Source organism: Butyricicoccus sp. (assembly GCF_977037065.1).
The window spans coordinates 1-11,430 of sequence record NZ_CDRQNY010000041.1 but is presented as its reverse complement, the minus strand read 5'-3'; the positions used below and the strand labels follow the sequence as shown (position 1 = coordinate 11,430).

Annotated in this window: 11 protein-coding genes, 2 tRNA genes and 1 rRNA gene; 4 read left to right on the top strand and 10 right to left on the bottom strand. The window is 54.5% G+C overall.

The genetic code is table 11. From position 1 onward, the window contains the following. The first annotated feature begins 499 nt into the window (after positions 1–499). From ACWVX6_RS10380 to ACWVX6_RS10370, 3 genes are read left to right on the top strand one after another with little or no spacing between them, the layout of a single operon-like run. Positions 500–1,060 (top strand): NAD(P)H-dependent oxidoreductase, encoded by a 561-nt coding sequence (locus tag ACWVX6_RS10380; RefSeq protein WP_455153102.1) that lies wholly within the window; start codon positions 500–502, stop codon positions 1,058–1,060. After that, positions 1,057–1,230, top strand: coding sequence for a DUF6472 family protein (locus tag ACWVX6_RS10375; RefSeq protein ID WP_165815537.1), 174 nt, complete (start codon positions 1,057–1,059; stop codon positions 1,228–1,230). Before ACWVX6_RS10380 ends, ACWVX6_RS10375 begins: the two co-directional genes overlap by 4 nt. 15 nt (positions 1,231–1,245) lie before the next feature. Further along, positions 1,246–1,827, top strand: a complete 582-nt coding sequence (locus tag ACWVX6_RS10370) for a sugar O-acetyltransferase (protein ID WP_455153101.1) — start codon at positions 1,246–1,248, stop codon at positions 1,825–1,827. A 144-nt stretch (positions 1,828–1,971) separates the two neighbouring features. On the opposite strand, the gene ACWVX6_RS10365 is transcribed toward ACWVX6_RS10370, so the two are convergent. The 4 genes from ACWVX6_RS10365 to ACWVX6_RS10350 are packed head-to-tail and all read right to left on the bottom strand — an operon-like array spanning position 1,972 to position 6,030. After that, complete coding sequence (locus tag ACWVX6_RS10365; protein WP_455153100.1) at positions 1,972–2,577, bottom strand: hypothetical protein; 606 nt, start codon at positions 2,575–2,577, stop codon at positions 1,972–1,974. Between the two features lie 50 nt (positions 2,578–2,627). Continuing rightward, positions 2,628–3,695, bottom strand: a complete 1,068-nt coding sequence (locus ACWVX6_RS10360; RefSeq protein WP_455153099.1) for an alginate O-acetyltransferase AlgX-related protein — start codon at positions 3,693–3,695, stop codon at positions 2,628–2,630. Between the two features lie 8 nt (positions 3,696–3,703). Continuing rightward, positions 3,704–5,080 (bottom strand): MBOAT family O-acyltransferase, encoded by a 1,377-nt coding sequence (locus ACWVX6_RS10355; RefSeq protein ID WP_455153098.1) that lies wholly within the window; start codon positions 5,078–5,080, stop codon positions 3,704–3,706. Between the two features lie 38 nt (positions 5,081–5,118). Continuing rightward, on the bottom strand, positions 5,119–6,030 hold the full coding sequence (locus tag ACWVX6_RS10350; protein ID WP_455153097.1) for a DMT family transporter: 912 nt from the start codon (positions 6,028–6,030) through the stop codon (positions 5,119–5,121). 133 nt (positions 6,031–6,163) lie between these two features. On the opposite strand from ACWVX6_RS10350, the gene ACWVX6_RS10345 reads away from it, so the two are divergent. Next, positions 6,164–6,334: a hypothetical protein gene (locus ACWVX6_RS10345; protein ID WP_455153096.1), complete on the top strand. Its 171-nt coding sequence runs from the start codon at positions 6,164–6,166 to the stop codon at positions 6,332–6,334. A 600-nt stretch (positions 6,335–6,934) separates the two neighbouring features. On the opposite strand, the gene ACWVX6_RS10340 is transcribed toward ACWVX6_RS10345, so the two are convergent. From ACWVX6_RS10340 to ACWVX6_RS10315, 6 genes are all read right to left on the bottom strand, one after another. After that, positions 6,935–8,119: a pyridoxal phosphate-dependent aminotransferase gene (locus ACWVX6_RS10340; RefSeq protein ID WP_455153095.1), complete on the bottom strand. Its 1,185-nt coding sequence runs from the start codon at positions 8,117–8,119 to the stop codon at positions 6,935–6,937. A 264-nt stretch (positions 8,120–8,383) separates the two neighbouring features. After that, positions 8,384–9,088, bottom strand: coding sequence for a hypothetical protein (locus ACWVX6_RS10335; protein WP_188886877.1), 705 nt, complete (start codon positions 9,086–9,088; stop codon positions 8,384–8,386). Beyond that, positions 9,081–10,604 (bottom strand): DUF1538 domain-containing protein, encoded by a 1,524-nt coding sequence (locus ACWVX6_RS10330; RefSeq protein WP_455153094.1) that lies wholly within the window; start codon positions 10,602–10,604, stop codon positions 9,081–9,083. Before ACWVX6_RS10330 ends, ACWVX6_RS10335 begins: the two co-directional genes overlap by 8 nt. A 126-nt stretch (positions 10,605–10,730) precedes the next feature. Next, positions 10,731–10,847, bottom strand: a 5S ribosomal RNA gene (gene rrf, locus ACWVX6_RS10325). A gap of 137 nt (positions 10,848–10,984) precedes the next feature. Continuing rightward, a tRNA-Glu gene (locus ACWVX6_RS10320) sits at positions 10,985–11,059 on the bottom strand. Between the two features lie 69 nt (positions 11,060–11,128). Further along, positions 11,129–11,204, bottom strand: a tRNA-Lys gene (locus ACWVX6_RS10315). Positions 11,205–11,430 lie beyond the last annotated feature (226 nt).

Here is an 11,430-nt window from a genome sequence, read left to right as displayed (position 1 = left end):
AAGGCGACGTTTGCACCATGGAGGTGTTCCGTCCGGACTACTACAAGCTGTCCAACGAGGAGAATATCAAGAAGGCCGCCGAGGTTACCAAGGCACATGTTGCGAAGTACTGGGCTGAATAATCAGTAGTTAGTAATTAAAGATTAGCGATAACCTTCCGAAAGGGCAGACCATTGGTCTGCCCTTTCGTTTTATCTCTGCATGTCGTTTGATACAGGTGTGCAGTGCACTGCTCTATAAAAAGCTTACCGTATGATAGTGTATGTTGATATACAGATTATTACATATATACAACCTGTTACCCACACTAACATACGCTAACATACACTAATCTATTTGTTATATCTTTACCGTAGGGGCGAACATTGTTCGCCCGCAGCGCGACCGGAGCACCCCAGGGTAAACGATTCATCCTCACAATAATTTCTAATTACTAATTCCTAATTCCTCATTTTTCTGCTATACTATATAGTTAGGAACAAGAAGAAGGAAGGATACCATGACACTCTACATCAACGCCTGTCCGCGGGCAGAGTCGCGGACGGCACGGCTGGCGCGCGCCTATCTCGCGCGCATAAGCGACGTCACCGAGCTAAACGTATACGATCAGCCGCTCGTCCCGCTCGACCGTGAACGGCTTGCTCACCGCGAATCGCTCATTGCCGGCGGCAAATGGCACGACCCGATGTTCGATTATGCCCACCAGTTCGCCGATGCCGACGATATCATCATTGCCGCTCCCTACTGGGATCTGGGCTTTCCGGCACAGCTGAAGACCTACATCGAGAACATTTATGTCACCGGCATTGTCAGCGCCTACAACGACCATGGACAGTCATGCGGCCTGTGCCGCGCCCGCAGTCTGACCTACATCACCACCGCAGGCGGCGCGTACGACCCGCGGTTCAGCTTCGACTATCTGTCCGCTATGGCCAAAGAATACTTCGGTATCCGCGAGACCCGACTCATCTATGCGGAGTGTCTCGATATCTGCGGCAACGACCCCGAGGCTATTCTGCAGTCCGCAATCGACCAAATGGAAAGGAGCGCCGACCGATGACCGGAACCTGTGACGACTGCGCCTACAACGTCTACGATGATGAAATGGATGAATATGTATGCGAAGCCTATCTGGATGAGGACGAATTTTACCGCCTGATGCAGACCGGCAAAAGCTGTCCGTACTACCGCTCCGGCGATGATTATGAACTGGTACGCCACCAGAATTAAGGAGGAACCCTGACGATGACCGAACTCGAAAAAGCCGCTTCCGGCCTGCTGTATGACGCCAATAACGACCCGGCACTGCTTGAAGCGCGTGCGCAGACCAGCGATCTGTGCATGGATTACAATGCACTCCGTTCCTCCCAGAAAGAGGAGAAAAGCGCCCTTCTGCATACCATTTTAGGCTCCTGCGCGCCCGATATTGTCATTGAGCCGCCGTTTTTTGTCGATTACGGCAGCCATACGCGTGTCGGCCGTGCATTTTATGCAAACCATAACCTTGTGATTCTGGACGCGGCACCGGTCACCATCGGTGACCATGTGTTCATCGGCCCGAACTGCTGTATCTCGACCGCAGGCCATCCGTTCGATGTTGCACAGCGCAACGCCGGACTGGAATATGCCAAGCCGGTCACCATCGGCAATAACGTCTGGATTGGCATGGGCGTGCAGATTTGCCCGGGCGTCACCATCGGCGATAACGCCGTCATCGGCGCAGGCAGCGTTGTGACGGAGGATGTACCGGCAGGTATGCTTGCCATCGGCGTGCCGTGCAAGGCCGTAAAGCAGGTAGCGAATAAACCGCAGCGACGCATTCTCTGATGAATCAGTAATCGGGAATTTTATCTCCCATAGGGCAGACCACCGGTCTGCCCTTTTATTTTACCTCTGCAGAACGCGAAAAAGGGAGGCCACTGGCCTCCCCTACGAAACATAAAACCGTATCGTCGATTACTAACTGCTAATTTATTGAACCGCTTCGACAGTCTCCGAACCGCCCTCTTTATAGGTATAAACGGTAAACCCGTCGTACGTCCAGATGCCGTCCTCACCTTCGCCCATGCAGCTCGGCGAATAGCTCTTGGATGTCGGTGCACCGAGTGCGCTCTCGAGTGCGGATGCGGACGAGCCGACGTACCCGCTCGCCTGAGAGGCAGTCGGCTTCGCCGGCTCTGCGGGTTTGGTCTCAGCCGGAGCGCTTGCCGCAGGCTTGCTCTGTGCCGGCTTGCTTGCCGGAGCGGATGCCGCCGGTTTGCTCGTCGAGGCAGACGGCTTGCTCGTGCCCGCCGGGGCAGACGGCTTTGCGGTCGTGGTGTTCGTGCTGCTCGTCACCGGCTTGGTTTCGTTGGTTTTATCCTCGGTTTTGCTGTCAGTCGAGGTCTTATCGTCAGTCTTAGTCTTGGTCTCGTCGGATTTCTCCTCGGTCTTCGCTTCGTCCTTCTTATCCTCGGTTTTGCCGGTCTGGACGGTCTGGCTCTCGTCCTTGGTATCATCCTGTGCGGTGTTGCCGCCGCACGCAGCAAGACCAAAGCAGAGCGTTAGTGCCAGCAGCATGGCTGTCAGCTTTTTCATAAAATTTCCTCCATATTGTTTATTTCTATTGCAGCTACTGATTAGACGGATTACGGTTCGGTTTTGTTCCCCAAATCCGGTGAATATTTTAGTATATTCGGCAGATTTCGCTCGACAATCTCGATGATGACCGTATCGCCCTCCTGCACCTGCTCCAGCGGATACGGCATCTGCCGGGTGATGATCGCCTCACGGAAATCCTCCGCGAGAAACGGATGCAGCGCATTGCCGAACGAATCGCGGCACAGCAGCAGACGGCCGTTCGGCGCATTCTCCTGTGTGGTCTGCATGAGGATATCCTCGTCCGAGCGCGGCTGGTTCACATACGAAAACGAGGTCCGATACACCTGCGTTTCCTCCTTTTGCGTGCCCTTCGGGTACAGCATTTGGTAAAGATCGCCGCTGTGACTCCGCTCGGTCGTATATTCCTCATCCGTAAATTCCGTATGCGGCAGACCGAGCGTGCTCATCAGATAATCGTGTGCGAGCGCGGCGCCGCGGTTCGTCCAGTGCGAGTCGGTCTTGTAGTACAGCACGTTCGCGTGTGCGCGGAACACAGAGAACAGGTCGGCGTAGTTCACGCCCTCCTGCTCAAGATACGGCAGCACGCGCTCATAGTTGCCGTCCGCGTCCTCGGTCAGGTAGCGCGCAGGCATGTGCTCCGGATAAAGCGAGCTTTTATTCGGCGCAATCGTGAACAGAAAGCGTGCGCCGCGACTCTCGCAGTAGTCCTGCATGGATTTTACGGTCTGCGCCAACTGCTGCGCCTCACTCTCGGTCAGCGTTGCGTGATTCTGATAATCATCGAGCGTTTTCGCGTAGTACAGCCAGCCGTCCGTGCCGTAAATGACGTCCTCGGCAGGCGAGGTACACAGCAGCCTGGTCTGCAGCGCGGCATTCGCGGTGACAAGCTCCTGCCGGAAGCCGAAATGGTCAGCAACATAATCAGTCAGGTCGCCGAGAAACTCCGCGTTCCAGCCGGTCTGCGCGTTCCACAGGCTCGGCTTGGGCGTGAGATGCTCATTGCCTGCCGCCTGCTGCTCAGGCAGCACGAGCATACCCGCCGCCGGAATCAGGCACAGCGACAAAAACGCCGCTGTAAACCATTTATATTTCATATTTCACCTCAAAATCGGAAGTAAATGAACGGATTAAACGAGTCTGCCGCAAGGTACATCATGCACAGCAGCAGCAAAGCCAGAGAGCCGATGAACGTCACACTCTCACGTTTCGGCGTATGCTCACGGGCCACAGGCGTGCACAGGAGCAGCGCAAGACACAGCGTCAGTGCAAACGCAGGCGTAAATTTTGCCCAGACAGCCGCCGTGCCCAGCCAGTGCAGACCAATACCGGAGAACATCGCGGCATACATGGCACCTGCCTGCGTCAGCGTGTCCGCACGGAACAGCGTAAAGCCGAGCACGACCACGAGCAGCGTGTACAGCTGTCCGATTCGTTTTCCCTTGAGCTTGTCTACCGGAATCGCACCGCAGTCCTCAAGCACGGAAAACAAGCCGTGCCACAGTCCCCAGAGGACAAACGTCCAGCTTGCGCCGTGCCACAGACCGGTTGCGAAAAATACGAGAAAACGGTTGAGCCACGTCCGCGCATTCCCCTTTCGGTTGCCGCCAAGCGGAATATACAGATAGTCGCGGAACCAGCCGGACAGCGAAATGTGCCAGCGGCGCCAGAACTCCTTGATGGTGGTCGCAGTGTACGGATAATTGAAGTTTTCGCGGAAATGGAAGCCGAACATGCGTCCGAGACCGATGGCCATATCGCTGTAGCCGGAAAAATCGAAATAGATCTGCAGCGTGTAGCAAATGGCGCCCGTCCATCCTGCCAGCATGCCGATTTCTCCGGCAGGCAGCGCGAACACCGTGTCCGCCATCTGACCGAGCGCGTTCGACAGCAGCAGCTTTTTGCTCAGACCGCAGATAAACCGGCGGATGCCAAGCGCGGTCTCCTGCGGTGTGGTGCGGCGGCTGTCGATTTCCCGCTCGATGTCGTGGTATTTGACGATCGGCCCGGCGATCAGCTGCGGGAAAAACGCGATGTACAGCAGCACCTTCTTGAACGAGTGCGAGACCGTTTGCGGCTCCCGGTACACGTCAATAACGTAGCTTAACCCTTGGAAGGTGAAGAACGAGATACCGATGGGCAGCGCAATGCCGGTCAGCGGCAGGTGCAGCCCGCACAGTGCGTTCACTGTGCGGATAGCGAAATCCGCGTACTTGAACACGGCGAGCAGCCCTATCCCGCCGATGACCGCGAGTGTGACACCGAGTTTGGCGTACTTTCCTGCGGCCAGCCGTCCGCAAACGTAGTTAAGCGCCACCGAGAGCAGCAGCAGCGGCAGGTAATACACCTGTCCGAACGAGTAGAACACCAGACTTGCGAGGAGCAGCCAGGTGTTTTTCACATCCACGTTCGACAGCCTGCGATCGAGCAGAAACACGATCGGCACAAAGAAAAACAGCGAAATTGCAGAACTAAATACCATAGATTAACCCTTTATGCACCGCAATTCCGTCTGCGGTGTTATTTTTTCGTACTTGCAGAGTTTGCGACCGCAATACCTCCGCTGACCAGCATGAGCGCCGCCAGATTGCGTGCGGTGAAGATATTCTCGCCGAGCACGAGCGCGGAGAACAGCGTGCCGAACACCGGAATCAGGAAGCCGAACAGACTGACCTTTCCGACCGGAAATTTGCCCAAAAGCGCCGTCCAGATGGTAAACGCTGCCGCAGACAGCGCGATCATGTAGCCAAGCAGCAGAACGCCGCCGAGTGTCACCCGACCGAGTGCGCCTCCGCCAGCCGTGCCGACACCCAGCAGGAAGCAGCCGCCGATGAGCAGCTGCCAGCCGGTCAGCAGCATGGGATCACGGCCGGGCGTGTAAATGCGCGAAACAAGCGCACCCGCGCCCGCCGAGACCGCGCTCAGCAGCACCAGACCGTCACCGGTGAGGTTGAAGCCGTTTAGTCCGCCCAGTCCGAGCGCGAGCACGCCCGCAAAGCCGCAGATGCAGCCAAGCGTTTTCCGTCGGTTGAGCTTGTCATTCGGCAGCAGGCAATGCGCCAGCAGCAGCGCAAAAAACGTCTGCGTGCCGGAGAGCACCGAGCCTTTGGTGCCGGTCGTACCGCTCAGACCGATGTAGTAGCACACATACTGCAGCATGCTCTGAAACAGGCTGATTGCCAGAATCGGCTTGATTTCGTCCCGTTTGGGCACGATTCGGTGCCCTTTCAGCCGGGTCACGAGCAGCACAAGAATTCCCGCCAGCGCAAACCGCCAGCCGGCAAACACCAGCTGCGAAAACGGCGCGTCAGCCGAAACAGCGAACAGTTCGTACCCGCGCTTGACGCACGGCGCCGCACTGCCCCAGAGAGCGGTGCATAAAACCGCCGGTAAATATAATTGACGTAACAGACTGCGTTTTTGTTCCCCCATTTTGATACTCCCAGACAAATTTTTTATGATTGGTGCTATCAGTATACCATACTTCCCCATGCTCCTGCAAGAAAGGGAGTTTTATCGGACTTTCTCTGTGGTACACTGTCCTCAGTAAAAGAGAGGTGAAGCCATGATCTACACTTGCGACACCAAATGCTGCCACTTTATCTTCTTCGGCAGCGCTGAAACCTGCGTCTGCCCGGATTGCGGCAAGCACAGCATCCGGCCGTCCACACTCGATGAACGCGCTGCGTTCTTCCGCCGCCAGATTGAGTTCGCGCAGGAGCATCCGACCGGATAAGGCAATACTGCATAATTGAACAAGAGCGATTTACGAGCAAATTTTGCGTACTGATTAGGCGCGGTTTTGCGGTAATACTTTGTGTATTACCGCAAAGCCGGAACGACATCAGGACACAAAATTTCCGTAAAGCGCCGCAGCTTTAATTGTGCGGTGTTGCCTTCATCAAAAGAAAAACCCTTCCGAATGTTGTCCTCGGAAGGGTTTCACTTACTGTCTTCAGTTGTCATGTACGGTTACGGCTCCTCGTGTGATGTTTTTTAATCAGACGATTACTTGCCGCGACGATTGGTACGGTTCATGGTCTTAGCGTTGATGTGTTCGCTTTCCAGTTCTACCATGCGAGCGTTTACCAGTCCATTGAAGAAATTTCTCATACCCATAATCTTTGCACTCCTTTTCAGTAATTCAAGTGATTGTATTTTTGAGATCCTTTCCTGATCTCTGGTATTATAATACACTTTCCCTGAAAAGAATACAAGAGCAAGATTTTATGAATATCCTACAATGCAGGTGCTATTATTTTGTACAGATTGCATAGTGTTGCTTGGCATCTTGTACATAATTAACCGAAACCACTTGTGAACTTTACATAATAAATCAGTGATACTCCTTCGCCAGTCGCTCAAACAGCGGCAGCGCACGCTCGATGGTCTCGGTTTTCACACAGTAAGAAATTCGCATATGACCGGGAGCACCGAAATCCGCACCCGGAACGACCAACAGGTCATATTTCTTTGCGCGTTCGCTGAAGGCGCGGTCGTCCTCCTCGAGTGTCTGCGGGAACAGATAAAACGCGCCGTCCGGCTTGACACAGTGATACCCCATCGAGGTCAGACCGTTAAAGAGCAGGTCGCGGTTGGTCTGGTAGACCGCAATATCGCTGGTCTGGTCGGCGCAGCGTGCCGCCACGCGCTGGAACATACTCGGCGCACAAACATAACCGAGTGCGCGTCCTGCACCGCAGACAGCGGCATACAGTTCTCTGCTGTCGGCGGCTGCCGGCGGCACGAGCACATAGCCGATACGCTCACCCGGCAGCGACAGCGACTTGGAGTATGAGTAGCAGATAATGGTATCGTCGTAGAAATGCGGCACGAACGGCACCTTCACGCCATCATATACGATCTCACGATACGGCTCGTCCGAAATGAGGTAAATCGGGTGACCGTATTCCTTCTCCTTGCCGCGCAGCATGTCGGCAAGGCGCTTGATGGTCTGCTCGGAGTACACTGCACCGGACGGGTTGTTCGGCGAGTTGACAACAACCGCCTTGGTGTGCTCATTCAGGCGCTGTTCGAGAGCACCGAAGTCAATCTGAAAATCCGCGATAGACGGCGGCACAATGACGCACTTGGCACCGGCACCGCTTTCGATGAACATTTTATATTCCGGGAAATACGGCGCAAACACAATAATCTCGTCACCCTCGCAGACGATCGCCTTGAACGCACAAGAGAGTGCGGCTGCCGCACCTGCAGTCAGGTACAGGCTGTCGCCGGTGTAGTCCGTGCCGAAACGCTTGTTAAGGCTGTCCGCCAGTGCGCCTCGCACATCTGCGGCCCCCTGTGCCGAGGTATAGCCGTGCAGCGCAACCGGATCACCTGCCGCCTCGACGTAAATCGCCTGACGAACTGCCTCCGGGGCGGGTACGTTCGGGTTGCCGATCGAGAAATCGAATACGTTCTCGCGGCCAACGATCGCCGCACGGCTGTTGCCGTACTCGAACAGCTCGCGGATTGTCGAACGGCGGCTGCCTAAATCCATCATGTGCTCATTTATCATGGTTATCTACTCCTGTCAGGGGTTCTCCCTGTGAAAATTACTGCCCTCATTATATCATACTATTTTATCAGAGTGAAGATGGAAATTGGAAATTGAAGGGTGCGTTCCTCTCTTTTGTGTTACGAGTGCACGCTGTGCTCCCCTGCGGGATAAATTGTGCAGAGCGAGATGGTGTCCCGCCGTTTCCCGCCAAATAACACAATAAAAAACGGAGAACAGAAAGCAAACGTCAGACGCTTATTTTCCATTCTCCATTTTCCATTATCAATCCGCCAGTCCGATGGCTGCCGAAAGCGGCATTGACAGCACAATGCCATGACTGCGGGTCTTCATTCCGACCGCCTGCATCAGCGCCGTCATAACCTGCTGTTTCTCGTTGCTTCGCACCACGAGGAACACGATTTCCTTTTCGGCCTGAATTTCAATACCGAAAAACCGCTTGACCTCATTTTCCGCAATGCCGCGCGCGGAAATGACCGTGCCGCCGCGCGCACCGGCCTTTCGCGCCGCATCCATCGCCACGTTGGTATAGCCGCGCTCCATCACAACTGCTACAACATCAAAACCGTCGTTCTTCTCTGTCTCGTGCATCCTGCTGACCTCCTTTTGCTCCTCATCTGCAGCGGTCAGCAGCTTGTGCCACCGCAGACCAATGCCTGTAATCGGAATGGTAAACGCGATTCCGCGTCCGGGATACCGCATTTCCAGCTCACGTCCGAGCCTTTTGAGCAGGCGAACGCCGGTCTGACGGCTGACCATGCACATCACAATGGCCTTTGCCGTTTCACCGATACCGAGCAGGTCGAGCATTTCCGTGCGCGCCGTGCCGTGTGCCATGCACACAAAGTCCACCGGCGCCTGTTCCTCACGATAGATACGCAGCACCTTTTCGCCCTGCTCCACGTCAACAACGGCCGCCACGACCTCTACCGCGCTCTGCACCGTCATCTGCGGTCGGTTTTCACTCATGCTCTGCTCCCTCCAAAACGATGATACTGTCCTCATCCTCTGCGGAAACATCGGACGCATCCTCGCTGTTCTGTTTCTTTTTATAGATGAGACCCAGCACCTGAATGGTAAGCAGCGGAGTCATGGCTACCATGGCTACAATACCAAAGGCGTCCGTCATCACGTTGCCGCCGAGCGCTTCACACGCGCCCATGGCAAACGGCAGCAAGAATGTGGTCGTCATCGGACCGGACGCAACGCCGCCCGAGTCAAATGCGATGCCGGTGAAAATTTTCGGCACACAGAAAGTCAGTCCCAGTGCGGCCAGATAGCCCGGCACCAGTATATAATAGATTGAAATGCCTGTCAATACGCGCAGCATAGCCATGCCGACCGAGCAGGCCACGCCGATGGACAGGCTGAGCATCATCGCTCTCTGCGAGATACCGCCGTTTGTGATGGACTCGACCTGCCGGTTGAGCACATGCACAGCCGGCTCCGCAGTTACCAGAAAATAGCCGATGAGCATGCCGAGCGGCACCAGCACCCATTCATGTCCGCTCAGCGCCAGCTGCTGTCCGAGATAATGGCCCACGGGCATAAATCCGACGTTTACACCGGTCAAAAACAGCGACAGACCGGTAAATGTGTACACAAAACCCACGCCGATTTTTCTAAGCTGCATGGCATGGAATCTACGGAAAATCAGCTGAAACACCGCGCAGAACAGAATGATTGGTACCAGTGCGGACAACACCTCGTGTATGTACGCGGGCAGCTCCACCACAAATGTGTGCGCTGCCTGACGAGTGTCCTCCACGTCCGGCACGGTCACTGCCGTGTAGCCTGCGCCGTTTGTCGGATAGAAAATGCCAAGCAGCAGCACCGCCAGCACCGGCCCAATGCTGCACAGCGCAACCAGACCAAAGCTGTCCTCCTGTGCGCCGCTATCGCCTCGGATGGAAGCTAAACCGACACCGAGCGCCATGATGAACGGTACGGTGACCGGTCCGGTGGTCACACCGCCCGAGTCAAACGCCACAGAAACAAACTCGTTCGGCACGAAAGCCGACAGGATAAACACCACCGCGTAAAACACAATGAGCAGCAGCGACAGACGAATCTTAAACAGCGTACGCAGCATAGCCAACACGAAAAACAGACCGACACCGACCGCGACCGTCCAGATCAGCACATTGTTCGGAATGGACGGCACCTGACCGGCCAGCACCTGCAGATCCGGCTCCGCGATCGTGATGAGTATGCCGATGATGAGCGTAATGAGTATCACGATGAACAGATTTTTCGTGCGCGGCAGCTGTGCGCCGATGCCCTCGCCCATAGGCGTCATAGATACGTCCGTGCCGAGTGAAAACAATGCCATGCCGACGATGAGCAGCGCCGCACCGGTTAAAAACAGCACCATCGTGCCGACCGGCATCGGTGTGATCGTCACGCTGAGCAGCAGTACAATGATCGTGATCGGCAGGACAGACGACACCGACTCGCTGATTTTTTCTTTCAAAATTTTGTTCATTCTCGACCCCCTGCTTCGCGATAAAATACAATTTGGACTATTATATCATATAAGGAGAGGTGAATTCCAGTGAACAAGGACTTCTTAACGAAAACAAAACACCGACTCTTTCGAGTCGGTGTTCGGTGTGCGCGATGAGTTATCTTCCCGGGCCGTCACCAGCCAAGTATTGTCACCGTAAACGAGCTTAACTACTGTGTTCGGAATGGGAACAGGTGTACCCTCGTCACAATAATCACGCACTTACTTTCTTGTGAACAAGAAAGTAAGCAAAGAAAACTTTACCTGCGCTTACGCGCTCTTGTTCAAAAGAAACCTTATTTAGAAACATATTACTATGTTTGCTACTTTGTTATACCGTCAGCACTGTTATAAAAGATTGGTGACCCGTGGGAGAATCGAACTCCCGTTTGCGGCGTGAGAGGCCGCCGTCTTAGCCGCTTGACCAACGGGCCATAACAGTTAGACTTCCGGTATCTCGGTTTCGCTGTGGATTTTGTTACGAACCCACAGCGCACCGAATCTGGTACACCATCACGGGCTCGAACCGTGGACCCACTGATTAAGAGTCAGTTGCTCTACCAACTGAGCTAATGGTGCATACTTTCTTGTGTACAAGAAAGTATGCAAAGAAAACTTTACCTGCACACTTCGTGTGCTTTACTTTCTCATTCACAATCTGAAAGTGTAATTTAATTCTTTACACCCTCAAAACTGAACAATCCTACTCGCAAGCTATCTTTCGAGGTTACCTAACATTTAAGGTCAAGCCCTCGGCCTATTAGTATCAGTCCGCTCCATACATTACTGCACTTCCACTCCTGAC